This window comes from Saprospira grandis DSM 2844 (assembly GCF_000275825.1).
Classification (GTDB): Bacteria; Bacteroidota; Bacteroidia; order Chitinophagales; family Saprospiraceae; genus Saprospira; species Saprospira grandis_A.
The window spans coordinates 4034428-4059695 of record NZ_JH719942.1 but is presented as its reverse complement, the minus strand read 5'-3'; the positions used below and the strand labels follow the sequence as shown (position 1 = coordinate 4059695).

General features: G+C 44.8%; 22 protein-coding genes and 1 pseudogene. 10 read left to right on the top strand and 13 right to left on the bottom strand.

Annotated elements, in window-relative coordinates; translation table 11 throughout:
* Nucleotides 1-6 precede the first annotated feature (6 nt).
* Entirely contained in the window at nucleotides 7-144 is a 138-nt protein-coding gene (locus SAPGRDRAFT_RS23860; protein WP_367613658.1) for a transposase, read from the top strand.
* Between the two features lie 243 nt (nucleotides 145-387).
* On the opposite strand, the gene SAPGRDRAFT_RS23025 is transcribed toward SAPGRDRAFT_RS23860, so the two are convergent.
* The 8 genes from SAPGRDRAFT_RS23025 to SAPGRDRAFT_RS17980 form a co-directional block, all read right to left on the bottom strand.
* Nucleotides 388-561 carry a hypothetical protein gene (locus SAPGRDRAFT_RS23025; RefSeq protein ID WP_002660844.1) on the bottom strand — a complete coding sequence of 58 codons (174 nt, stop codon included), beginning with the start codon at nucleotides 559-561 and terminating at the stop codon, nucleotides 388-390.
* A gap of 68 nt (nucleotides 562-629) precedes the next feature.
* The gene (locus tag SAPGRDRAFT_RS23020; RefSeq protein ID WP_002660843.1) at nucleotides 630-809 is read right to left on the bottom strand and encodes a hypothetical protein; all 180 of its coding nucleotides are present in this window, start codon (nucleotides 807-809) and stop codon (nucleotides 630-632) included.
* A gap of 109 nt (nucleotides 810-918) precedes the next feature.
* Nucleotides 919-1305: a DUF4279 domain-containing protein gene (locus tag SAPGRDRAFT_RS18005; RefSeq protein ID WP_002660840.1), complete on the bottom strand. Its 387-nt coding sequence runs from the start codon at nucleotides 1303-1305 to the stop codon at nucleotides 919-921.
* A gap of 27 nt (nucleotides 1306-1332) precedes the next feature.
* The gene (locus SAPGRDRAFT_RS18000) at nucleotides 1333-1701 is read right to left on the bottom strand and encodes a hypothetical protein (protein ID WP_253271369.1); all 369 of its coding nucleotides are present in this window, start codon (nucleotides 1699-1701) and stop codon (nucleotides 1333-1335) included.
* A 193-nt stretch (nucleotides 1702-1894) separates the two neighbouring features.
* Complete coding sequence (locus tag SAPGRDRAFT_RS17995; RefSeq protein ID WP_253271368.1) at nucleotides 1895-3046, bottom strand: hypothetical protein; 1152 nt, start codon at nucleotides 3044-3046, stop codon at nucleotides 1895-1897.
* Between the two features lie 52 nt (nucleotides 3047-3098).
* Nucleotides 3099-3590, bottom strand: a complete 492-nt coding sequence (locus SAPGRDRAFT_RS17990) for a hypothetical protein (protein WP_037350531.1) — start codon at nucleotides 3588-3590, stop codon at nucleotides 3099-3101.
* A 1020-nt stretch (nucleotides 3591-4610) separates the two neighbouring features.
* The gene (locus tag SAPGRDRAFT_RS17985; RefSeq protein ID WP_002660834.1) at nucleotides 4611-5465 is read right to left on the bottom strand and encodes a hypothetical protein; all 855 of its coding nucleotides are present in this window, start codon (nucleotides 5463-5465) and stop codon (nucleotides 4611-4613) included.
* 26 nt (nucleotides 5466-5491) lie between these two features.
* Entirely contained in the window at nucleotides 5492-10486 is a 4995-nt protein-coding gene (locus tag SAPGRDRAFT_RS17980; protein WP_002660833.1) for a hypothetical protein, read from the bottom strand.
* 652 nt (nucleotides 10487-11138) lie between these two features.
* Between SAPGRDRAFT_RS17980 and SAPGRDRAFT_RS17970 the strand changes: the two genes are divergently transcribed.
* The 8 genes from SAPGRDRAFT_RS17970 to SAPGRDRAFT_RS17935 all read left to right on the top strand — a co-directional run bounded on the left by SAPGRDRAFT_RS17970 (nucleotide 11139) and on the right by SAPGRDRAFT_RS17935 (nucleotide 17940).
* A complete protein-coding gene (locus SAPGRDRAFT_RS17970; RefSeq protein ID WP_253271367.1) occupies nucleotides 11139-12971 on the top strand; it encodes a T9SS type A sorting domain-containing protein in 1833 nt (610 codons plus the stop codon).
* Nucleotides 12972-13081: 110 nt separating this feature from the next.
* On the top strand, nucleotides 13082-13558 hold the full coding sequence (locus SAPGRDRAFT_RS17965) for a hypothetical protein (protein ID WP_002660830.1): 477 nt from the start codon (nucleotides 13082-13084) through the stop codon (nucleotides 13556-13558).
* On the top strand, nucleotides 13559-14035 hold the full coding sequence (locus SAPGRDRAFT_RS17960) for a TspO/MBR family protein (protein WP_002660829.1): 477 nt from the start codon (nucleotides 13559-13561) through the stop codon (nucleotides 14033-14035).
* Nucleotides 14036-14040: 5 nt separating this feature from the next.
* Nucleotides 14041-14517 carry a DUF962 domain-containing protein gene (locus SAPGRDRAFT_RS17955; protein ID WP_002660828.1) on the top strand — a complete coding sequence of 159 codons (477 nt, stop codon included), beginning with the start codon at nucleotides 14041-14043 and terminating at the stop codon, nucleotides 14515-14517.
* Between the two features lie 166 nt (nucleotides 14518-14683).
* Nucleotides 14684-15400 carry a DUF434 domain-containing protein gene (locus SAPGRDRAFT_RS17950; RefSeq protein ID WP_002660826.1) on the top strand — a complete coding sequence of 239 codons (717 nt, stop codon included), beginning with the start codon at nucleotides 14684-14686 and terminating at the stop codon, nucleotides 15398-15400.
* Nucleotides 15401-15714: 314 nt separating this feature from the next.
* Nucleotides 15715-16413, top strand: a complete 699-nt coding sequence (locus SAPGRDRAFT_RS17945) for an SIR2 family NAD-dependent protein deacylase (protein WP_002660825.1) — start codon at nucleotides 15715-15717, stop codon at nucleotides 16411-16413.
* Entirely contained in the window at nucleotides 16414-16968 is a 555-nt protein-coding gene (locus SAPGRDRAFT_RS17940) for an NUDIX domain-containing protein (protein ID WP_002660823.1), read from the top strand.
* Nucleotides 16969-17046: 78 nt separating this feature from the next.
* The gene (locus tag SAPGRDRAFT_RS17935; protein ID WP_002660822.1) at nucleotides 17047-17940 is read left to right on the top strand and encodes an EamA family transporter; all 894 of its coding nucleotides are present in this window, start codon (nucleotides 17047-17049) and stop codon (nucleotides 17938-17940) included.
* A gap of 222 nt (nucleotides 17941-18162) precedes the next feature.
* On the opposite strand, the gene SAPGRDRAFT_RS17930 is transcribed toward SAPGRDRAFT_RS17935, so the two are convergent.
* Nucleotides 18163-20010 carry a tetratricopeptide repeat protein gene (locus SAPGRDRAFT_RS17930; RefSeq protein ID WP_253271366.1) on the bottom strand — a complete coding sequence of 616 codons (1848 nt, stop codon included), beginning with the start codon at nucleotides 20008-20010 and terminating at the stop codon, nucleotides 18163-18165.
* A gap of 126 nt (nucleotides 20011-20136) precedes the next feature.
* Between SAPGRDRAFT_RS17930 and SAPGRDRAFT_RS17925 the strand changes: the two genes are divergently transcribed.
* The gene (locus SAPGRDRAFT_RS17925; RefSeq protein ID WP_002660818.1) at nucleotides 20137-20595 is read left to right on the top strand and encodes a peroxiredoxin; all 459 of its coding nucleotides are present in this window, start codon (nucleotides 20137-20139) and stop codon (nucleotides 20593-20595) included.
* A 46-nt stretch (nucleotides 20596-20641) separates the two neighbouring features.
* On the opposite strand, the gene SAPGRDRAFT_RS17920 is transcribed toward SAPGRDRAFT_RS17925, so the two are convergent.
* The 4 genes and pseudogenes from SAPGRDRAFT_RS17920 to SAPGRDRAFT_RS17900 all read right to left on the bottom strand — a co-directional run.
* On the bottom strand, nucleotides 20642-21541 hold the full coding sequence (locus SAPGRDRAFT_RS17920; RefSeq protein ID WP_002660816.1) for a helix-turn-helix domain-containing protein: 900 nt from the start codon (nucleotides 21539-21541) through the stop codon (nucleotides 20642-20644).
* A gap of 1025 nt (nucleotides 21542-22566) precedes the next feature.
* Nucleotides 22567-23433 (bottom strand): IS5 family transposase, encoded by an 867-nt coding sequence (locus SAPGRDRAFT_RS17910; protein ID WP_002660814.1) that lies wholly within the window; start codon nucleotides 23431-23433, stop codon nucleotides 22567-22569.
* A gap of 105 nt (nucleotides 23434-23538) precedes the next feature.
* Nucleotides 23539-23931: a hypothetical protein gene (locus tag SAPGRDRAFT_RS17905; RefSeq protein WP_002660813.1), complete on the bottom strand. Its 393-nt coding sequence runs from the start codon at nucleotides 23929-23931 to the stop codon at nucleotides 23539-23541.
* 78 nt (nucleotides 23932-24009) lie between these two features.
* Nucleotides 24010-25268 (bottom strand): annotated as a pseudogene (locus SAPGRDRAFT_RS17900) (hypothetical protein); the annotation flags it as partial.

Here is a 25268-nt window from a genome sequence, read left to right as displayed (position 1 = left end):
TTTAATATTAACCAAGTTTATGCAGATGGCGCCTATGACCAAACAAAATGTCGAGAAGCAATTTGTGCGGCTGGGGCGGTTCCATTGATTCCCCCACGTAAAAATGCTCGCCTAAAAAAGGAAAAATGGAGAGCTAGTCGATAGTTATCGCAATGATGATATTTTATATATCTGGGAGTTAGGAGCGGCTGCTTGGAAACAAGATTTAGGCTATCATCGTCGAAATTTAAGCGAAACTGCAATGATGCGGCTCAAGCACTTTTTCTCTGAACGGCTCTCTTCGATCAGCTTTAAAATGCAGAAACAAGAAGTCCTGATGCGTATTCAAATTTTAAATGAGCTTAATGCTGTCAAGCTAAAAGTTGCTGCTAATCAGTGAATTATGATTTATGCAACAAGGCCCCTATCCAAAGCTCCTACATTTTCAGCATTCAAAACAATGCCTTTGATTCTACGCTTATTTATTTTATCGAGTCGATCAAAGTCTTCAAATCTATAAATACTACAAGAACAAATCAACAAGAATAAAACACTATATTTTAACAGCTTAATTACTAACATCAAAACCTATTTTTGTTGAACATTTTGAAGGATCTCTTGTTTAAAGCTTCCTGAATATCTCTTGATTTCTACACAATAAATACTAATGAAACCTCACAAAAGCACTGCGGCATACTGTCTAAAGAGTAGTACTGATAAAGCAGTTTCTCTGCTTTAAGCGTCAATTCTTTTTGTTTAAAAAAGTCTTTCCGCTCAAGATGTCTACAGCTGTAGATGGTTAGAATTAAGAGCAGAAAAACAGCTCTCATAATTTTCCTTTCTCTAACTCTGCCTCTATTAAAGGAATTTCGCTTGATTCACAAACAAGAAATTCTTCCGTACCGTATCCAATTTTTTCAAAAATCATATCGTCCTATTTTACCAATTGACATATAAATCTATATCTAAAGCCGTATCTGTTAAATAGAGAAACCTAAGCAGTCTTTTGTTAATATCAATACTTGGAAGTATTTTATTTTCTGCAACTGGAACAATATACAATTTACTCTTAAGAGCAAATTCATTCTTTAGCTTAAGCAAAACAGTCTCTTTTCCCTCAAGTAGAGTCAGAAGTTCATTTGTTACCTCTTCCGTATAGAAGGTAATTTTTGTGTCAATGGCCAACTCCCAAAATGCTTCTGCTGGCTCTACCTTCATATTTACGCCCTCTCTAGTTGGCAAAAGATCAAGTTGTTGAGAAATCTTATCTTGTTCTATCTTTCCCTCAGAAAAAAGGACAAACCTGGCCCTTACATTAGTTTCCATAAGTTTTTAGTTTATTCGCCCCCTAGCCTAGACCTCATCATAATTAAAGCGATTGCCCCGACCATGAAATTCCTCAAAGGAAGAAAACTCATAACGGGCTATAATTTCAGGCAAGTTATCAACAGCAGTTAATTCGATTACGTCCAATAAATATTCATAAGTCTCCTCTGAGTAACCTGGAATTCCCACATAAATATGTGCTTGACCTAGCCAGATCGTATAATCTATAGCAGACAAAAAACGCTCTGGCAAAGCTTTATACTGCTTGTAAAATTCATTAAAATCTTCTTCCTTCAAAAAATCAGCGAAATATTCTGCATCATAGCGTCCCTCATCTTCTAGAACTGTAGCAGGAGTTATTCGATTTGTTTCCTCCATCCAAATATCTACGGTCATACTATTGGTAAATTCTTTCAGTTTACTAATTAGAATTTTTGAAGTAGGACTTTGCTGAAATGCAGGATATTTTGGTAGTTCTATTTCTAGAATACGCAAAGCTATGGCAAAGCGTCCAGCAATAGATATTTTTTTTATTCGCTCTTTTAGTTGCTCATTCATTAGTCTTTTATTTAAATAGTTGGCCAATAGCTTAATCTCCTGAAATCCACTGATAATCTATGAGTCGCAGACTATCATCGCCCCGATTGGCCAAGGTCCAACTGCCTTTTTCACCATTTTCAAATAGGCGAAAACCATTATAAAATCGGCCTTTCACAGGCCACTTTCTAGACCCTCCTAGCTGATTAACTTCTACTAAATAAGCTTGCTCGTCCTCCTTACAAAAGAGATAGATCTTTTTCTTTTCCTCTTTTAAAAAATAGCAGTCCCCACAAGCCTCTAATTTACCTGCATATTCAGCGATAAGCTCCCCATCTGCATCTAAATGTAAAGCATTATAATGTCTTCCTAACAAAATAAAGCTGGAATCAGTAGAATAGAATTGTGTAGAAGGGTAATTGCAAGTTCTATCTGTAAACCCCTCAAAGCTTTTGGTCCAAAGCAACTCTCCATCTTTTAACTTTTTCAAAATTATTTTAGTAGGCTGCTGCTGCTCATCATACGAATACACTTCAACAGCCAACACAATCCCACCATCGGCCATTCTTTCAAGCTGAAGAATAGACAATCCACCCTCGCCCTCTATACCTATATTCTCTGATTCATAACGTTTTTGTTCTTTGCCATCTGCATCAAGAAAAAGAACAATAATTTTTTGATTCAAATTGAAAACTACAGCAAAGCCAGCCGAAGGTAGATCGATCATGTAGGCTGTATGTATATAATTTCCTCTAAAGATCTCTTTAAACTGATGGCTTTCTGTTTGCCGATCCCATTTGCTAAAGTACATGATGCTCCCCCCCTTATTTTTCCCTTCAAACATCTTAGTCCGACTCAGGCTATAAATATTATCTTCTTTCCATACATAATCATCTAGATCATGCCACTTTACGATAGGAAAGTAAATACACTCAACAGTATCTTTTCTATTTACTAATAAGACGCCCTTTTCTCTTGAAAGCTGTATCCCTAAACCTTCTGCATAACTTTGTCTCATTCGATAAGCCCTGTAAAGGCCTGACCAACTCTTATTTTCCCCAATATAAATTGTGGTATCTCTAACAAGCGCCAAGCTGGGCGATTTCCTTTCTATAGCTTTCTTTTCTGGAGCTTTCTGCTCACAAGATATTAGCCACAGCAATGCGATAAAAATTATAAAGTTACTTGCTATTCTTCCCTTCATGATCTTTAGTTCTATAAATTTAATCCTCAGCGCAAAACCTCAGCCTTGGAGCCTATGCCCCGCCAGTAAACAGCCCCTCTTGTCCTTGGTCCACAATACTAAAATCATCCATATTGATAGTATAATACTGATGTAGCAGCGTATCGTAAACTGGAGCATAATAATCTTCAAATTGATCCTTTGTCAAAAAAAATAACTTTACCTGATAGACATCCTCCACCTTTGTCGAGGATACTACATAAGGCCCCAATAAGGCATAAAGAACAGCTTCACTCGCCTTGCATTCATGGCAAGTAACGATAAAATCTTCATCAGAAACATACATTATACTGTCCTTTTTATTAAAAATAGGCAGCAAAACTTCATACCCAAGGTCCATATAATTCTTATCGATCAAATAGAGCGTAGAACTATCTTCTTTTAGCTGAACATCATTACAATACTCGCCCTTTTCATCATATACCGCATAAAAGAGCGCTGTTGGTCCCTGCGGCATACAAGCAAAAATAGAAAAGATTACAAGTATATACAATATATTTTTCATTTGTCCCTAATTACCTTAGCTAAAGTTATATTCTATTTCAACAGATGCTCAAGCGGCCCATTTTGGCGCCAATTTCTAATATCAAATTTCTTACTACTGTTTCTTTTTTGGGGCCTCCGCTGCGGCTTCGCCTTGCGGCGCTACGCTTTGGGGCTCGCAGGTCTGCTCGGCCCTGCGGCGGCTGCGCCGCCTGGGTCTGGCCTAACGGCCACCCCGCCGCATCGCTAGGCCAAGTCGCTTCGCTCCTTTGCGGCGGCTTCGCCGCCTGCTAGCTGTGGCTGCAGGTTGAAACCAGCAGCCATACAACAACCCCATTCTACATCTATAGTGCGGAGAGGATTAAAATCCTCTACCGCTTTGAACAAGGGCTGTTTTTTCTTCGGTAGTTTAATTTTGTTTTTGTCTCCCCCATAAATTTCATAGGAACCCTAGGGCCAAGGCCCTAGGCTAACTAAAAAATCGCCATCCCCTCCTTCGAGGGGATTTTCTGTTCCGCTAGGCTCCATCAGCAAACAAGGGCTTTAGCCCGCCAGTTTGCATAGGCCCGCAACCATGGGCTTTAGCCCATGGCCCTAAAACAAGTCCGCACAAAAAATAAGGGGTAAAAACAATTGCTATGCTTAGCGCCCTGGGCTGAAGCCCAGGGTTGTTGACTTGAGCGAAGAGCGGACTAAAGTCCTTGTTCGCTTTTTCTACTTCTAGCTTTCCATTAAGCTTCGGCCCAAAGCTACCTAGCCACTAAAAAACGCTTTCTTTATCTCTCCTTTTTCAAAACTCCCCAGAAAAAGTTGAGGGACTAACAGGCGGCAAAGCCGCCATGGCCGAAGGCCAAACGGCCTAGCGATGGTAGGCAGTGCGGCAAAGCCGCAGACCCAGCAAAAACTTGTTTTTTGCGCAGGGCCGAGCGAGCAGCGAGCTGCCGAACGTAGCGCCTGCCGCAGGCAGGAGGCCCCAAAAACAAAAAACCCTAGCAGAAAACTACTAGGGTTAGGTTAATGATTTACAATAACAAACTTCAGTTTAAATCAGGGCATATTGGTTGTGTGCGATAATCCCTGTGCTTCGACGGCTAATTTGCAAAAAGCGTTTCTCGAAGCCATTCCCTAGGCTACCTTCATAGGCGGCCATACCGTCTAGGCCAGAGTTACCGAGGACCAGAGCGAGTTTAGTCATCATTTGCTCGCTAGGCTTGGGAATGCGCAGGCCCATTTCGAGCAAACCGGCCTTTCCGAACTTGAAGAAGCTCTCGATATAGGCGGGTTCATCCTCTAGCAAAACGCCCAATAAGGCCTCTGGCAAGGGATTTACGTTTAGGGCTTTAGCTTGGCTAATATGCAGTTCGGCATTTTCGCGGGCATTGGCCCCAAAGAGTTCTGTGCTAAAAAAGCTGTAGGTATCGGCAGCTAGGGAGCGGCCAAAAAGCACGGCTGCATCGGCTTCATGCTGGGCGTACCAGGCTTCAATTTGATCTCGGTGCGTAGAGGCGGGGACTAGCTTTAGGGTTTGGCCTAGTGGGTAGATTCCAGAGAGGGACCAGCCGGTATTTTGTAGGCTTTCGCCTAGTTCTAGAAAGAGTTGGAGTTTACCTTCGCCGCCGCCAATTTGCAGCCCTTTTTTAAAGACCTTGAGTTCATTGGCATTTAGTCCGGCCATTTTCACAAATTCGGCATAGCGGTTGGCCAGCAATTTATGGTCGCTAGATTCTACGCCCCAGCAGACATCAGATTGATTGAAAGCGGTGCTATTGAGCAGCCTAGTTTGCTCTTCCATGAAAGGGCGCATTTGGCCCAGCCATTGGCGGAGGAGGCCCTCCTTATCGTTGGTCATGAAAGGGAGGCTCATGAGCGCTCCTCTCATTCTAATTACAGATTCCATTTATAATTGATTGTGGGGTTGAATAATTAGGCTTTTGCATTTTCGGGAAGCTGTTGCCAGTTTTCGTAGTAGTCAGAAATATCGGACAGATGATAGGTCTCTCCTAATGTTACTGCCTCGGTCTCTCCATCGCCATAATCTAGGGTATATTGGCCCCAAATTTTTCCAGTTACTACATCTGACAAAAAGCTTGCATCGGTTAGGCAAAGCTTAGCATTCTGATACAGATTGACATACTCCTCGATCGCATACATTTTGTTATCCTTTTCCATCCAAGCACTAAAGCCCCTCCAAATTGAGGCTTCTATATCAATATAGTTGGCCATAGCGGTGCGAACAGCATCGGTGGACTCATAAGGCTGGGGCAGCTTATTGCTCATGTTCAAGAGCTGGCCCAAAGAAAGGCTAGATAAATCTTGGCCAGGCGCCAAGCCCATAGCGGCTAGTTCATCGGCTGATTTCTTGGCCAATTCCTTAGCCATATTCTCCTTAAAGTTGGTTTGGGCTTCTTTGAGCGAGGCCAACATTTCGGTTTTCACCTCTTCGGGGTCGGGAAGCTCAACATCTTCGGGAAGATCTAAGTTGTTGAGTTTTTCCATCTTCTTAGAAACAAACTCATCAATTTTGGTCCCTAATGAGATATCGAGGTTTTCATCGGCCTCTCCTTCTAGGATACCATTTGCGATATTGATGTAGACTTGAGGGTTTTTCATATTGGCGGCCATAGCGCTAAAGAACTGGCTAGGGTTTTCGGCAGCCACCAAATAGGTTTCTGTTCCTTCATCCTCATCTTCGCCCCAGGCGTCATCAAAGTTAAAGTTACTAGAAGCATCCTCTCCAAAGATCAGGTCTAGTGCTCCATCTTTGAGTTGGCCTGCTCCTTCTGCCAATACGCCCTTGAGATAAGTGGAGGGCATAGAGAGAAAGAAATCCTTTCCCCAAGCCTGCAATTCAGCAGCTGTAGAGGTTACAGGGTTTGTTTTCTCATGGAAGATGCTAGTGGTAATAGAATCGGCGATCACATCAGCCATATCAGAAGGAGCCCCTAGTAGAATTTCCTTAAGGGGGTTCAAGAATAGGGTATCTTTATCGCCTCCAGTGATGCCTTTTTCGAGATTGGTCAGTAGGCCCTTAAGATCAATAGCATCTAAGGCAGCGCCTGCCCAGAAAGTCATCATATTGGCCGTTTGATTGGCTAAGAACTGAGCGACAAACTCGCTAGCTCCTCCATAGTTATTTCCTTTTACTGCGATTTCTACGGCCTCATTGATCACCGTAGTAATTGCGGTAGACGTTATGGCCCAGAGCATCTGCATCAGGACTGGAGCGGCGGGAATTCCAGCCATACTAGAAACAGCCATCAAAATAGCCCCGGCAACAATAGAAACCACCATACGGAGGCGACCGTCATACTTCTCTTTGGTTTCGAGGAAGCGTTCTTGAGCGGCTTCTAGTTTTTCGCTAGCATCGGCTAGGTTTTCACTATATTTTTCCTGCTCTTCTGCCAATACTTCTGGATCTGCGGTAGCGAGGCCATCGAGTTTTTCTCTTCCTTTCCAGCCTTCTTTGAGGAAGTTGGCGCCCTCATGCTCTTTTTGCTGAGCTCTAGAGCTGAGTGAGCTCCATTGGATCCCTTCCTGTAGTTGGCGTTGGTACTCTACTGTAGAAATGGCCTGAATGTCGGCCCCTAGCATCTGAATTTCAGCATCGCTAAGTCCAGCCGCCCCCAAAACCTCTCGAATATCATCTAGTTGAGCAGGATCTTGTAGGGCTGTGGCCATCTGTTCTCTCAAGCCCTTTTTAAAGTCGGCAATTTTATCGCCGGAAGCGGTTTGATCGAGTTGTAGTTGAATATCCTTTTTGATGTCGAAGGCTCTAATTTGGGCAGCAACCTGCTGCAATTGCTTTTCTAGGGCCTCTATTTTCTCTACATCTTCTGCCGTTTGTTCGGCTTTATTTTGGAGGCTACTGATCTGCTCGACCAAGTCTTTTTTGCTGGCAATCTGCTTCTTGAGCTTAGGAATATCAAACCAATCCTTTAGCAAGACTGTAGCATCTACTCCCTCGGTAAGTGCTTCAATATCTTCTAGAGGAACACGGCGTTGCAAGAAGGTATCATCTCGGCTATGCTTGAGCATATCGACAACAGAAGGTTTCTCTCCATGGAAAATCTGGTAAGTTAGGGCATCGACCTCTTTGCTAATTGTATAGCCTAATTTACCCAATTCGGCCAAGACCTCCTGCATATCAATCCCTGAGTTTCTGGCTTCATAGGCAATATTGGCCAACATGGCCTTGGAGGTATCGCTTTTATGCTCTTCCGCCATACGGGCAGCCCAGTACATTGGCGTTTCCTTGCGCTTTTCTTCCTCAGCTTGAGCAGCCTTAATTTCAGCCTTGCTCATCATTTTGTGCCGCTTGGGCTTGCTGATCATTTCGGCAATGGCGCTATCGTTATCTGTAGCTTCAATATCAGGATTGGCAATTTTTGTTTGCCATTTGAGCAAATCGACAAGTTCTTGGTCCCCTGCATCTTCAGCCTCTTTAATTAGAGAGGGAGCAGGAGGTAGACCGAGCTTGGCCATGGCCACTTTCCATTCCGCTTTTTCGGTCTCGCCCTTAAAGGTACCATTTAAGGCATTTTGCTTTAGGCGTTGGAGTATGCCGATGTCTTGCTTAATCGCTACAATTTCCTTAGAATCTGGATCTAGGTCCTTAATGACCTTCATGGCTTTTTCGGCTACAAAAAAGCTACTATCAGTGAGCTTTTCTAGTTGGCGGTAGTTGTCGCCTCTAGCGCCATCACTATCTACCATATCCATAATTTTGACCAAATAGTCATCATGGATAGCCGCCTCGTTTAGGATCGGAATCAGATGTTTCTTGGCCTCATTTAAGATGGCAGCTTTCCGATTTGGAGCTGTGTTAGGGTTATTAAATTCTGCCAATTCTGTAGCCGTACAGAACTTCATGATGAGGGTTTCTTGGGGAGACTCTACATTATCGCCAAAGAGCAAATCTTGCATCTTTTGGCCCATTTCCTCATTCTGTTTCCACTTGCTGTAGCTACCTTTCTGTGCCTGCTGTTTGGCCAGTTGCTTCATTTGGTCAATAACGCGAGTAGACTCTTGGCCCTGAACTGGCTCTGAATGAAACTCGATCAAAGAACGCAAATAAGCAGCTTCGCTGTCTTTTAGGCCTGTAAATATGCCCCCGGCAGAATCTTTTAGTGCTTTAGAAAACTCACTGTTGCCATTCAAAACAGCGGCCCGTTCTTCAGGAGTAGAATCTTCTAACCAGTCGTTAATGACCTTTTTGAGGCCCTCAAAATCATTACCTAGGCGATTGAAACTCGCCATAAGGTAGTAGTCGCCCTTAGAGGTATAGCTTTTTCCCATAGTATTATTGATAGTCTGCAGCTCTTGGCTAACATCATCCTCTCGCTTGAGCAAAGAGAGCGCCTGCATTTGAGCACGGTATTTATCATTGCCCCCAATCTTTTGGTTAATGGCCAGGGCAAAACGATCTGATTTTGCCTTATTGATATCTAGGATGGTATCAATTTCTGCCGATGAAAGCGCCGAATTCATATAGGCAAAGGCATCGCCCACTTCCTTAGAAAACCAGCCATTGCCCAAGAGGCCAAGCGCCATCGCCGGACGAACAAAGTTAGAAACGCTATCCTGATAATGCTGCTTTAGATATAAAAACTGTAAGGTTTCGGCCCCAAATACGTTTTGTAGATCTGGCAAGATGCCCAAGCTATTATGACCAAAAACCGCTACTACGGCCTTGCGATATTCTTGGTCCAAGGCAAAGTCATCACTATCTACCAACCAAAGCGTAACGGCAGAGAAAAGCGTATCAGAAGAAGAAACTTTACCGCCTTTGAGCAATTCTGCCAGTTTTCTAGCCCGATCATCTACGCTACTATTTAGCATTTCTGCAGCCCGCTCCGAGGAAGCAGCAGAACCCGCCCGCTCTTCAAACATTTTAGTGCCCTGAGCCGCAGCTTTCTCCATATCGCTATCACCTAGCTGGCCATTGCCCGCATTGATTTGCTGACGAAGCTGGGCAATGGCATCGGCTTGCTTACGCTCCGTGCTACTTCGGCCAGCAGCAGGATAACGCTGCTCCCAGGCGTCCATATTCGCAATCAGGCGCTTGAGCAAGGCTGGCCCCGCAATAGGGTCATTTTTAACCTTTTCGTATTCTTCTAAGGCCTTGCAAATGTTTTTGTACTGATCGCTCCAACCCCAACCCGGACTTCCACCAATGCTCTTGAAATCTCCAGCAGAAAAGAGCTCTACAGGTGCTTTTTCTACATGAAGGTTAGAAACAAAATCATAAACCTCATCATAATATTTAGAGGCGGTGGTATACTCCTCGGGTAATTCGGCAAACTTCTTTCTAAAGTTTTCTACAAACTGCTTGAGGTTGGCCACTACTTTTTGCTTGAGCTCTGGCTTACTGTCCATTACCCCAGCTTGCAATTGCTCATAAGCTTGCTTCACTTTGGCATTGATCGCCTTTTGCTCCACCCCCTTTTCTTCCTCCTGAGCTTCAGGCTCTTGGGCCGCAACAGCATTTTCCTCTGCGCCCAGTTCACTGCCATCGGCATTGACAAACTTAAAGTTGTACTTATTTTTAAGGGCCTTTTTAAGCTGCTTCAAAATGGGCGCCTTAGAGGTCCCTTTGCTCGCCATCAAACAAATGGTAGGCTCGCCCTCTGCTACTCCTTCTATATAGGCCTTGCCCACACTAACCATCTTCTTGTTTTTCTTCAGCTCTTCCTTGGCCATCTTTTTCCAAGCTGGAGCCAAAAAACCGACCACCAAAATGGGCGTCTCCTTGGGGATGTCCGAGTAGTTATAGTCTACTTTCAAAAAATAACCTGTGGCTGTTTCGGGGCTGCTGTGCTCCGCAGCCAGCTCTTCTTGCCAAGACAGATAAAACTTTTTATACTTTGGCCAAGCCAAAGCAGCCTGAAACTCTTCTGGCTTTATCTTTTTAATTTTCATCTAAAATGCTTTCTTCGGTTAATAAATTTTGACATAGCTCAATTTAATACAACTAGCCGAGAAGATCCTTTTTTTAGGGTGGACAATTGGTTCTTTTTCTTTTTTTTGGGGCCCGCGGCCGCCCCAATTAGGGCGGGCGGCCGCCGCTATGCTACGCCGCTCGCAGGTCTGCTCGGCCCTGCGCGGGCTGCGCCCGCTGGGTCTGGCCTGACGGCCACGGCTGCGCAGCGCTGGGCCATGGCTCGCTTCGCTCGCAGGCGGCTTCGCCGCCTTTTTAGGGCCTAGCGCTGGAAGCTAGTGCGGCAAAGCCGCAGACCAAAGCCCGCAGGGCTGCAGGGCCGAGCAGACTTGCGAGCTAGCGGACATAGCGCCAGAAGCGTAGCGTATGGAGGCCCCAAATCCCTAATGGAAATCAATTGGTTAATTAGCTAAATGTTAAAATCTAAAACTTTAACAGTCGGAAGATAATTTGATAAAAAAACGCTGGGCAAAATATTGTTTCAAGCTACAACAAAGACAATCAGATTATTCTGGAGTAGACATATATAATAAGATTATAATGTATTAGTGGCCAAAATTGGAGTTAGACATTTGTACGATTTTTTCCGTTCATTTTGTGACGCAGCTGCTCCCCAGCTGTCTAAATAAATGTATGAAACTAATAACAATGATGAATAAGAATTTCCACCTACTCCTAGTCCTCCTTTTTTCCCAGCAGCTTGTACAAGCTCAATTTGGCCCTGCAGGCGTGGGCAATAGCAGCAATAATGGTCTTTGGCTGGCCGCAGATGCCATTCCCGCAGTGGCCGATGGAACGCCTATCAGTTTTTGGCCCGACCAAAGCGGAAATGCCAACCATGCCCGCCATGCCGTAGCGGGCCGCCAACCCACTTATGTTAGCAACTCGAATATCAATGGCCAACCCGCCCTCCTATTTGATGGCAGCGACGACCAAATGCTTGTTAATGATGCCGATATTTTAGATGGCAGCAATGGCCTGACTTTCTTTTCTGTGGTTCGGGGCAATAATATTGATGGCAGCCCAAGAGGTATTTTTGGCAAACGCATTACTTATACCGTTAGCGTAGAATATGCCTATACCTTCTTTTTTTGGAGTGGCAACAATATTACCGCAGATATCCATACACAAGACAACCGTTTTTCTACCTCTAATAGCTTTAGTAATGGTGTAAGCTATATGCCTAGCCTTATTTTTGACGGCAGTCTGGCCAGTAGCCAAAGAAGCAAAATTTATGATCGGGGCCAGCTGATTCGCACAGCGGCAGAGAGCTCTAGCACCCTACCCAACTCTAACCAAGATCTCTGTATTGGCGCCCTTAATGCTGATTATGGGACCTATTTTGGTGGCGAATATGCCGAGCTCATCCAGTTCAATTATGCCCTCAATTCGGCCCAAAGAGTAATTGTTGAAAATTACCTAGCGGCCAAATACAATATGACAATCGCCCGCGATTACTTCAGCTTTAAGAATACTTATGGGCATGAAGTGGCCGGCATTGGCCAAGATGACGCTAATAACCAACATGATGATGCCCAAGGCTCTTCTTTTATCCGCATCAATAATCCATTAAATATGGATAATGGCGAATTTTTGCTTTGGGGCCACAATAATGGCGATATTAGCAGCAATAACACCACAGATGTAGACGGAACAATTATCGAAGCCCGCCTCAACAGAAGCTGGCGCGTGCAAGAAACTGGCGACCTAGGCCCGGTAGACATTATCTTTGATGTAGCCCAATACAATCAATTTGACCTAACCGACCTTCGCCTCCTAATTGATCGAGATGGCGATGGTTTTGCCGATAATGATGTCCCTATTCGTATGGGAACTCCTGTTGGCGCTACGCAAATTTTATTTGCTACAGTTGATCTCCAAGATGGCGACCGTATTACGCTGGGCTCTATCAATCAAGGAATCACTCCTTTGCCCCTAGATTTAATTCGCTTTGAGGTCGATCAAGCAGAAAAAAACAAGGCCCAATGGAGCTGGCAAACGGCCCAAGAAGAAAACCTTTTGGAGTTTGAGCTTCTACATAGCCTCGATGGCCTAGACTGGCAGAGCGAAACCCTCATTGCCGCCCGCAACCAAAACGAAACCCAAAACTATAGCTACCTACAAGAAGAGTTGGGTGCTGGCCAACATTATTTCCGCCTCAAAATTTGGGAAGAAGATGGCAGCTATAGCTTCTCTTCGGTTAAATCGCTTTTTGTAGACAGTGAGCAAGCAGTACTTACACTTTTCCCCAATCCCGCCAAAGATTGGGTAGAAATCAGCAGCTCCCAAAGTTTAGAAAACACTAATTTACAAGCCTTTAATCAGCTAGGGCAGGCCGTTGCAGTACAGCATCAACAAAATGGCCAAAATCTACGCTTAACGATTAGTGACTGGCCCGCAGGGCAATATATCATTCGCCTAGAACAAAATGGGATTGTCCGCAATTTGCGCCTAATCAAGCCATAAAGAACTATTGGTCTATATGCCAGTCTTCGGACTGGCTTTTTTTATGCCTCAAATGGCCCTTTTTTACCACAAAAAGCTTAATTTAATGGATAAAATCAGCTAAAATCCTAATGAAGAAAGAACATCAACTAAAAATTGGAGAGCAAGAAATTGACCTGCTCGCCTTGGCCCAAATGGCCCCTGAAGCCCTACTCCCCATTTTGGAGCAAATTTATTTTGATGGCTATCAAGCCGGTAAGGCCGCAGCCCCCCAAGCCCCAAAAACAACGGAAGAAGTGGTAATTAAGAAGGAAAGTAGCGAGGAAATTCGCATTTCCCTAGCCACGATCCAAGACGAAACGGTCTCTACCGAAGACCCTTTGCACAAAAGAATGCGAGAAATGGAGGAAATGGTCTACCGCTTCAAGCGCCCCGGCTTTGTCCTTTATCGCCTCAATGGCACCGAAGAAGAATACCTGATGGGAAAATACAATTATAGTAGCCTGCCCATGAAAGCGCTCATTTTTGATAGCCTAGAAGAGGCCAAAGCGCATAAAGATGCCTATTGGGGTGCCTATTATGAAGAACTCAAAATACGTCAAGTCTAAATGAAAAATTGGTCTTTTTGGCAACGTTTACTCTTAGCCCTGCTCCTTTGCTTTGGGGTAGCCGCCCTAGGCGGCTGGGCCAACGCCCAAGGATTGGAAGATTGGTATCCCCAACTCCAAAAACCCAGCTTTAATCCCCCAGGCTACCTTTTTGGCCCAGTCTGGACCCTCCTCTATACCCTCATGGCTATCGCCTGGGCCGATATAGAAGGGCAAAAACATAAGGCCAGCGCCAAAGCCCGCTTTGTCTTCCTGCTGCAGTTGGGTCTCAACGGCCTTTGGTCTTTTCTCTTCTTTTTTGCCCAATCTCCCGGCGCCGCTTTGGTCGAAATTGCCCTACTTTGGGCCAGCATTTTTTATTGCATTCGCCTATTTTGGTCCATACGCCCCAGAGCCGCCTACTTGCTCATCCCCTACCTCGCTTGGGTCAGCTTTGCCGCCCTGCTCAATGCCAGTATTTACCTACTCAATAGCTAATAGATATGCCAAAGCGAGCCATCGATATCCTTCTCGAAAAGTATGGCGAAAGCCACCAAAACTCCAGCAATAAGGCTATTCACTGGATTTGTGTGCCCACAATTATGTTTAGCCTGCTTGGCCTGCTGTATAGTATTCCCTTTTTTATCGAGCCCACTCCCCTACTCAATTGGGGCAGTATTTTGGTCGGCCTCACTTTTATCTATTATCTGCGCCTATCATTGCCCATTTTTCTGGGCTTTCTTCCCATTGGCCTCGGCCTGTTGTATGGCAATCATTATCTGGCCCAAGCCAGCGCTAGCTGGGGCATCGCCTACGGTTGGCTGGCCTTTGGCCTCTTCTTTATCGCCTGGATTGGCCAGTTTATCGGCCACAAAATTGAAGGCGCCAAACCCTCTTTTTTAGAAGATCTGCAGTTTTTGTTGGTCGGCCCCGCCTGGCTGCTGCACTTTATCTATAAGTCGATCGGTATTAAGTATTAAGTTTTGGGGCCTCCCGCAGCTTTGCTGCGGGCGGTTACTTCCTTGGGTCGTCGAAGACGCCCTAAAGGGCTTGTTGTGACCAAATGAAAACTTGCTGCGCAAGAAAATACCCTGCGGGCGCCCAACTACTCCCCCCACTTTTTATATAACTCCTTGAAATAAGAAAATGAAACATAGAGGAAAACACCCTCAGGATAAACAGTTATTTGGACAACAAACCCAACTCTGGAGCCTGCAAGAGGCCGTTAGAGATCTTTCCTTTTTATTGGACCGCGGCTATGCCGAAAAATCTGCCTCCGAACTCGTAGGCAATCGCTACCGCCTCCGCAAAAGACAAAAAAAGGCCCTGCTCCTCATGAGCTCTGGCCAAGAAGCCCAAGCCAATCGCCTCAACAAACAAATTCCAGCCGAAATGCTGGCCGGCGAAACCCTTTATATTGATGGCTATAATTTACTCATCGGCATGGAAGCCGCCCTCTCTCAAGGCTATTTATTAGAATGTGAAGATGGCCAAATCCGAGACCTGGCCTCTGTACATGGTAGCTACAAAAAAGTGATGGAAACCCAAAAGGCTATCGAAATTATGGGCCAAGCCCTCTTGGACCTAAAAGTAGAAAAAGCACAGTGGATCTTTGACCGCCCCATCTCTAATTCTGGCAAACTCAAACAAGAAATGCTGCAAATGGCCCAAGAAAATAATTGGCCCTGGGAGGTAGAGCTCGCTTTTAATCCCGATAAAGAATTGGTGACATTAAACCAACTTACCGCCAGCTCCGATGCTTGGATTTTGGACCGAGTAGACCGATCTTTCAATTTCATGGGCCATCTGGTCCGCAATTATGTCCCTGATGCTGAAGTTATTAGCCTTTATGACATGGCCTAAACAAAAAAAGAGGCTGCTCCTATTCGGAACAGCCTCCCCTAAAAACCCAAACAAATAAACACAAAGACAATACAAATGTACGGATTGGATTTTAAAATGCAAATATTCCCTACTTTTTTCTCAAATTTTAACATTTAAGGGCCAAGCGCTAAAGGAGCGAAGCGACGCGGCTGAGGGATGGAAAGTGGGGCGGCGCAGCCGCAGACCCAAGTTTTTGAGCCTAGCGAAAAAACTGCAGGGCCGAGCAGACCTGCGAGCCACGACACAGCCCGACCCGCCCGCAGGGCGGGGCAGCCCCAAAAAAATATAAACAGATGTCAAAAAAATTGAAGGTCGTCATTTTGACGGGTGCAGGCATTAGTGCTGAATCGGGTATACAGACTTTTCGAGATGCCAATGGACTTTGGGAGGGGCATGATGTGATGCAGGTGGCTAGCCCAGAAGGTTTTGCCAAAAACCCGGCTTTGGTTCTTGATTTTTATAACCAGAGGCGGGCGCAATTGCATGAGGTGGCGCCCAATGCGGGGCATTTGGCCCTAAAGGATTTGGAGGCGCATTTTGAGCTGGCCGTGATTACCCAAAATGTAGATGATTTGCATGAGCGGGCTGGCAATAGTCGGGTTTTGCATTTGCATGGCGAGCTATTTAAGAAGCGCTCTAGTCTAGATCCCGAAAATATTCAGCCTTGTAAAGAAGATATTTTATTGGGCCAAACCTGCCCAAAAGGCGGGCAATGGCGGCCACATATCGTTTGGTTTGGGGAGGATGTGCCTATGCTGGGCGTAGCTGCGGCTTGGGCCGAATTAGCTGATATTTTTATTGTGGTGGGCACCTCTATGCAGGTTTATCCCGCTGCGGGTTTGATTCATTATGTTCCAAAATCTTCGCCCAAGTTTTATGTAGATCCCAAGCCTGCCCAACTGCCCCATCTAGATAATTTGAAGGTTTTGGCGGAGCCCGCCACAACGGGCCTGCCCGCTTTAGTGGCCGAACTGATTGAAAAATACGGATAAATGGAAGAGAAAAATCCTTGGACCTTTTTGTCGCGCAAAAAAATATATAGCAATCCTTGGATAGAGTTGGAGGAAGACCAAGTTTTGGATCCTAGTGGCAAGGCGGGCATTTATGGGGTTGTTCATTTTAAGAACATTGCGGTGGGCGTGATTCCGATAGATGCCGAGGGCTACACCTATTTGGTGGGCCAATATCGCTATCCGCTTTCGGCCTATAGCTGGGAAATTCCCGAAGGGGGCTGCCCAAAAACGGAATCGCCTTTGGCGGCGGCCCAAAGAGAACTACTAGAAGAAACGGGTTTGAGGGCCAAAAAATGGCGGCCTTTATTGCAGCTGCACACCTCCAATTCTGTTACTGATGAATCGGGCATTGTCTATTTGGCCCAAGAGCTCAGCCAAGGCCAGGCCCAGCCCGAAAGCAGCGAAGAGCTTCGGCTTTGGCGCCTGCCGTTGGCCCAAGCCATTGAGATGGCCCTAAATGATGAAATTACGGATGTGATTTCGCAAGCCGCCCTCTTCAAGCTAAAAATTTTAATGGATAAAGATGAGTTGTAAATAGATTTATCTATTTTGTGCGCCCTTTGGCCCTGCTTGGGCCAAAGGGCTTTTTTATGACCTTTTTTAGCATACTTCATGGGACAATTGAAAGGAATTTTGCTGGTGGCCGCTGGGGCCTGCAGCTATGGCGTTTTGGCCACTTTTGTAAAAATGGCTACCAATAATGGTGGTCATATTGGCAATTTGACCTTGGGTCAGTTTGTTTGGGGCATTTTGATCCTCTTTATTTTGCGCTTGCTCTTTGGTGGCAAGGCCAAAAAGGCGGTTGCTCCCGCCTCTCTAAAAGAAAAAGGGCAGTTGTTGTTGGCCGGAACGGCCATGGGCCTAACCAGTACCTTTTATTATTTGGCCATCCAATATATTCCCGTTTCGGTGGGCATTATTTTGCTCATGCAAGCCATCTGGATGGGCATTTTGTTAGAAGCTATATTGGAGCGAAAGTTTCCGCCTTTCATCAAAATCATGGCTGCGGCTATCGTTTTGGTCGGTACATTTTTAGCCACGGGGATTTTGGGCCAAGAAGGATCCTTAAGCCTAGATTGGCGCGGTTTGGCCTTTGGTTTGGCTGCTGCTTCTAGCTATACCGTCACTCTTTATTCTTCCAACCGAGTAGTTTTGCGCCTGCCCAATTTGGAGCGCAGTTATTTTATGGTTTGGGGGGGATTGATCATCACGGTTTTGTTCTGGAACCTCAGCCTAATCGATAATTTTGGCTGGGCCGATTTTGCGAGTTGGGGACTGCTGATTGCGGTTTTCGGCACCGTTCTCCCTCCTATTTTGCTCAATGAGGGCATGCCAATTACGGGCACGGGCTTGGGCAGTATCATCGCCTCTATGGAAATTCCGGTCTCTATTCTCTTTGCCTATGTTTTGCTCAATGAGCAGGTGGGCGGCCTACAATGGCTGGGAGTTGGCTTAATTCTGGCTGCCGTCTTTTGGATCAACTGGCCCAAAAAGGCCAAAGCCTAATCATAAAGCGAAAACGAGCTACAGTTTGTTTTCGCTTTTTCTTTTTTGGGGCTGCCCCTTCGGGTCGGGCTATGCGGCAGCTCGCTGCTCGCTCGGCCCTGCGGCGCTGCGCGCCTAGGTCTGGCCTGCGGCCACTGCCTACTATCCCTCAGCCAGATTTAATCGCGCTGCTTTGGCCATCTTGGCTATAGCCTGCGGCCCTTCGGGCCTGTAGGACCGCAATTAGCGCAAAGAAGGATCTAGGCGAATGGCCTTTTTTCTATACTTATCGGCCTTGGCCAAATTGCCCAAACGCTTATGGCTATGGGCCAAGGTCAAATAGGCTTTAGCAAATTTGGGGTCTTTTTCAATAATTTTCTCCGCATCGGCAATGGCATCTAAAAAGCGGTTGGTTTCTATATAATTGACACAAATATGATATTGAGCATCAATAAAATAGGGATCTAGGGCTAGGGCTTTTTCAAAATTCTGGATCGAAAGATCATTTTTCTTTTGGCGCAAATAGCTTAGGCCCAAGGCAAAGTAAAATTGCTTCTCTTTGGGGTTTTTAGCAATAGCTTGCTCAAAACTTTTGGCAGACTCCTGAAAGCGGTTGAGTTTATACAAGCTACTCCCTAGTTGATAATAACTATAGGCATCTTGCATTCCCGCCTCGATGCAAGCCTTAAAGTAGGCAGCGGCCTGACTATACTTCTCTGCCTGATAATGAATATCGCCTAGGGCCGAATAGGCTTTGGCATGGCTGGGCGCCAACTCTACGGTTTTGGCAAATTCTTTTTGGGCCTTTAGGCTATTGCCCACTTCTAGGTAATTGAGGCCCAAATTAAAGTGCAGGGCAGCCTCTTCAGAATGCTTAGCAATAGCTTCTTCCAAAACCTCAATAGCTTTTTGGTAATTTCCATTTTTTCGGTGCTCACTAGCCAGTTGTCCATATTCGGCCAAATCGTTTTGAATGTCCAGCTGCAGCTCTCCGCTTTTGTCTAGCTTTTTGGCTGTAGCCAAAGCTTTTTCACTCTCTTTTTTTCGACCTAACTGCATCAGTGTTTTGGACCAATAATAATAGAGCTCTGCCGATTGTAATTTTGGGGCTAGCTTGGCCAAAAAAGGTTCGGCTTTCTCCACATTATTGCCCAAATAATAGCTGAGGGCCAAATGCTTGGCCAAGTCTTTTTTCTTCGGTTGTCTTTGGTAGGCGGTTTCTAGCAGGGCTTGGGCCGCTTCATAGTTTTCATCATTGTAGTAGAGAATCCCTAAATTATAATTGCTATTAAAATGCCGATCATCTAGGGCCAAAGCCGCTTCATATTGCTCTATAGCGGCCACTCTTTCGCCCAATTGCTGATCGCAAAGGGCCCAAAGGTAATAGAAGTCGGCTTGGCTAACTTGGCCCGAAAAGGCTTGCAGTTGGCTACGCGCCTGCAGATACTCCCCTTTTCGATAAAGGGCCAAAGCAGCATTATATGCCCGATCAGAAGGGCTGCTGCGCTCCTCTTGGATGACTTGCTCCTCTTTTGGGGCCAAGTAGCGCTCTATTTGCTCCAAAGACTGCAAGGCTTTTCTATCGGTAGGCGATATATCTAAACTCTGCTCTAACTCTTTTTTTGCCGCCGCCCATTCTTCTAACTGTATATAGGTTTGCGCCAAATTGAAATGCAAATCAAAATCGTCTGGGGCCAGTTTTAGGGCCGCTAAATAGGCTGGCACCGCTTTGTCTAGCTGCCCCATCTGCTCATAACAACTAATCAAGCTGCGATGCGCATAGTAAAAGTCTGGAGACTCCTGAATAGCCTGCTCAAAAAGAGGGGCTGCCGTTTCATAATCTCGACTTTGGTAATATTGTAGGGCCGAATTATAGGCCTTTATGGCCGCCTTCTTTTGGGCCAATAGCGTTCCACTAAACAATAACAAACTAATAAGGAGCAACTTGGGCGTCATGGCTTTTGGTTTTGAGTGGCGGAGCAAAATAATAGAGATATCTAAAATACGTAGTTTTTCCTGTTCTGTTGTTGGCCCTTCCTCCTTTTTAGCTAAATTAGGTGGGACGTAGAGCTGTAAATACAGACAACTCACTGATTGTCTTAAGATTAGGCAGGTAAATTTAAAGTTAGTCTAAAGTACTAGGCACAGAAAAAGGCCCTAAAAGCCAACAAAAGGCCCTCACTTTTGTTAGTGGAAAAATCAACAACTTCTAATCGTATGAGTAAAATCACTTTAGGCGACAGCCTACCTGCTTTTCGTTTGCAGGACCAAGATGAGCAGTGGCTCACAGAACAAGACTTTTTGGGCCAGGCCCTAGTCCTTTATTTTTATCCCAAAGACGACACCCCCGGCTGCACGGCAGAAGCCTGTGCCTTTAGAGACCAATTTGAGGTCTTTACCGACTTAGGGGCCAAGGTGGTTGGCGTGAGTGCCGATGGACCGGAAAAACACAAGAAATTTGCTAGCAAACACCGCCTGCCCTTCCGCTTGCTTAGTGATAACAAAAAGGAATTACGCAAAAAGTTTGGCGTTCCTGGTAGCTTGTTTGGCCTTTTACCTGGCCGAGTAACTTATATCTTTAATGCCGAGGGCAAATTGATTCATCAGTTTAGCTCCCAACTTAACGCCGTTCAGCATATTGAAGAAGCCCTAGATAGCCTAAAAAAAGAAGCATAAACGCCAAAGGAGCAAACAGTTAGCTGTTTGCTCCTTTTCTTTTCCCCTAGCCCCTCTTTCTATATTGCTTGGGCGTCAGCCCCGTTTTGGCCTTAAACATTCGGCTAAAATAATGGGGGTAATTATAGCCCAACTGATAGGCTAACTCATTGATATTAAGCTCTGATTGCAGTAAAAACAGTTTGGCTTTTTCTACTATAAATTGCTGTACCTTTTCCTTCAGTCCATAGCCTGTTTCTTTTTTGATGAGGTCGCTGAGGTAGTTGGCAGAAAGCTGCAATTCCGAGGCAAAGTAACTGACTGTAGGCTGCCCCTCTTCTGCAAAGCGGCCTTCTTGATAATAGGTCTTTAATAACTGCTCAAAGCGGCTGAGCAGATCGCTATTTTGGGCAGAACGAGTATTAAATTGCCGTTGATAATAGCGCTGGCTATACGTCAATAACAATTGTAAATGGTCCACAATCACATCCTGACTATGATCATCTATTCGCCCCTCTAGTTCTTCTTCAACTAACTGTACACAGCGGTTTAAGATAGTTTGCTCGGCAGCAGAAAGATGCAAAGCCTCATGCACCTCATAAGAGAAAAAGTGGTAATCATCTATTTTTTGGCCCAACTGCTTGTTGCGGATAAGGTCCGGATGAAAGAAAATCATCCAGCCCTTTCGCTCTCCTTTTTTCTGGCTTTCCTGCATGCTGCTGGTTTGTCCCGCCGCCGTAAATAAAAGCACCCCTTCTGAAAAATCATAGCTATTTCGGCCATAATTCATCCCACAGCCCCCATCTTTTAGGGCAATACTATAAAGCTGCAAACAGAATTTTTGCGCCAGCATGTCTTCGCCAATCTCCCACTCACTAATATCTACCACTGAAATAAGCGGATGCTGAGGAGCAGGCAAGCCCGCCATTTTATGCAATTGGCTAAGAGAATCTATTTCTATAATCATCAGAGACTTATTTTTAAGTGCCGTACTAAGGTCGGGCAAAAAAGAAGAAGAGAAAAACAGAAATCTCGGAAATTAGCACAGAAAACCCTTTTTAAGCGCCCTGAGCAGGCATGAAGCTATAACCAAATCAAATTCCTACTGATCAGGATGTTATTTTTTTGGGGCCTGCCGCCAAAGGCGGCCGGGCTGTTTCGCAGCTCGCTGTTCGCTCGGCCCTTCGGCGCTTTCAGCGCCTTGGTCTGGCCTAACGGCCACTGCTGTCCATCCCTAGGCCTGCGGCGGCTTCGCCGCCTGTAGGATGGATGTATATCCCAGTGGGTTGAAACCCACAGCAACAAAAGAGGCCATACTATGCACAATAAAATGAGCCGATGGTTAAAACCATCGGCCCATAATGAGTTGTAATAGACAGCTTTATCATTTATAGCAAACAAGGGCTTTAGCCCGCCAGTTTGCATAGACCCACAACCATGGGCTTCAGCCCATGGGCCCAAAACAATTCTACACTAAAAAACAATTGCTATTATTTCTCCCCCATAAATTTCATAGGAACCCTAGGGCCAAGGCCCTAGGCTAACTAAAAAATTGTCATCCCCTCATTCGAGGGGATTTTCTATTCCACTAGGCTCCATCAGCAAAGAAGGGCTAAAATGTTTATTTATGGAGGGTTTCAACCCTCCATTGAACACAAAAATGCATTCGTTAATTGGCTGTAGGTTTCAACCTACAGGCCCATATAGCAGGCCCCTAGGGCCGCAGGCCTAGCGATGTGCAGGGGTGGCCGAAGGCCAGACCAAGCGGGCGAAGCCCGCACAGGGCCGAGCGAGCAGCGAGCCCCGCAACGTAGCGCCCGCCAAAGGCGGGAGGCCCCGCTTAAAACCAACTACCAATCTGGCTGGCTGTATAATTCACCAACATCTAGTTTGTAGTATACATCGTTTTCCTCTTTAGAATTACTTGGATCAGGGTAGTAGTCAGGTCTTGATGAAGAATAAATAGATGACTTATATATAACTATTTTATCCTCAAATATTTTTGCCCATTCTATGATATAGAATCCACAATATGAGTTTGTTTAAAAATTTCGTTTTAGGAAAATAAGTATAAAGGCTAAATAGTGTAGACTCGCCCAGTTGTCGGCTTTTCTTTTCAAAACGAATGAGTAAAATTTTGAATGCGTCAATCCATGCGTTAGTTCGCTCAACAGAAAAGCGTTCTTTGTAAAGTTCCTCATCTATAATATCTTGATAATAAGCTTTTTTTCTATTTCTTTTGTTGTGGTCAATATTAGGGATAATGCCCATTTTTTGGCAGTTTTCTCTAAGTTTTTTGCTATCAAACCCTGCATCAGCATTCATAAATAAACCATCAGGAGAGAAGTCTGAAAGCTGCAGATCGGCAAGCATTTTTTGGAAATGACTCTCGATTTCAAACAAATCATTATGGTTTCCCGCAAAAGGCGGAGACATAGCGATTGGCAGCCCATTTTTATCTGTGAGAAAGAGAGCATTTGTGGTTTTGGACTTTTTTCGGCCCTGATAACCCACAGCTTCGCCCCCTCTTTTCGCTGGGGTATGACTTCCGTCAAGCTGTATACTAGATAAATCTAAACAAGATTTTTCATGGGCTAGAAATTGGATCCACACTTTTTGCCAAATACCAGACTCGGACCAGCTATTGAAGTAGTAATATACTGTTTGCCAGCAAATTAGAACTTCGTCAAAAAAAGATTGTATCGGTAATTCTCTCCACTGACAACCTGTTTTAAGCCTATAAATTATCGCTTTAACAATTTGCCACAGAGGCGCTTTGGTTTTTCGAGCCAATTTTTTTTCGGGAAAAAATGCTAATATTTTTTCCGTAATAAATTCTTTTGATAAATTCACAACCATGTTGCAAAGCCTTTTTTTGTTTTTGTCGTAATCAACAATAATAAGCGCTTTGCAGCATTTTTTTTTGCCTTAGTCTAGCTGCTGACTAAAAAATTTAAACAAGCTCTATGCGTAGTCATAAGTTTTAATAATTAACTCCCCATCTTTAATTAAATAATAACCAGTATAGCCATAAACCATATTATTGACCACCTCATTATTTAGACTGTCTAGTGCTGTACTACTATACAGCTTACCGTCTGCAAAAAAACGCATAAAATGACACCTTGGTGGATCATAGTCATCGGGGTCATCACACACATAATAGATCGCAGTTGTATCTATCAAATCTTTAGGGTAAAGGTCCTCTGCTTTGGTCACATACCAATCTTTAAACTTTTTAGGAATGACATTTCCTCTAGCTGTTCTCTTAGCAGAACAAATAGTGCAAGAATATTGCAGCAAAAGCAGCAAGCCAACTAGGGCAAGTTGATATGAGCGGTAGTTCTTCTTTTTCATGAAAATGATTTTGTTATACGATCAGGTCAGTGGTAAAAATTTAGGGTGGCATAGGAGAAAATATGCCCCGAAAAGTACTTAGGGATGCATATTAGCGGTATGGTCAGCGGATATTATTACACCACGTCGGTTGTATTTAAACAATGGTGTCTCCACTATATATAAATGAATAAAGTGTTGGAACCAACCATCTGTGAGTATATCTACAGTAACGCCATTAGTTCGAATAAAGGTCGAAGCTAGATTTAGAGCTTTATGATATTCTGTTTGCTTAAAAAAAGTCCTCCCTGTTTCGGGATCAACCCCTACAGCACGACCATCCTTACCTACTATAAACTTTCCAGTAAAGCTTTGATATCCTCCTTCATATATCATTCCCCGAATCCTTGCCATAAGGATCAGTCCTCCAGTCCAGCCCCAATCTGTCTGACTGGCGATCCAGTCTAAATCTCCTTTGTTCAATATACCTATTTTTTCCAATCCTGATATGGCAAGACCAAACATTGAAAAAAGCTTCATGTCATTATTGGCATAAAGAGAGAAATCTCCAATTCTAGCTCCAACAATCCCCTGATTGGTAAGCTCGCTAATGGCTGTATTATAAGTCCACATATGTCCTAAAGTACCTGAATAACGCTGTTGATTTGGAATTGCAGACGCTGTCATATTGTTCAGTGTGTAAATATCCATTACGTCTCCCGTCCCCTTACCAAAAGTTCCATGAAACGCTAATGTTGCATCCATTCCTATAGGTTGCTGTTCAGAAGTTCCCAACCCTCCGGAATACCCACTCATTGACCAATCCACAACTCCCTGCATCTTAAATCCTTTCTTGTTTTCTCCTCGTAAACCAGCGCTTATGGTTCCACTAACATGGAATGGTATTTTCTTTTTGTGGCTAAGTCCTATTTTTAGTTTTAATTGAGCTCCGAATAGCCCCTTAACAGGAGGGCCAGCTCCAGCGGCCACTTCTGCCACATAACTCTTCGCAAAAGAGGTAGAGCTAATTTCCGTTGATACATTAGCTTTATAAGACTCTTCTTTTTCCGGATAGCTCACACTTGCCCCAGAAGCATCCGTATAATAGATCGGATTTCCATCAAAGGTATTATAGGGCGATTGATGCGGGAAGGTAATGGGATCCGCAGACCACCAGCGGCCTATGCGCCCATCTAGCTCTCTAAAGTATGTAGTATGATGCCCTGAGCCAATTTCTGGGCTTTTGCGGCAAGAAGCAATTAAGTCCTTCAGATAGTATTTTTGGGGCCTGCCGCCTTCGGCGGCCGGGCCCTTGCCGGGCTCGCAGGTCTGCTCGGCCCTGCGCCAGCAAGCTGGCT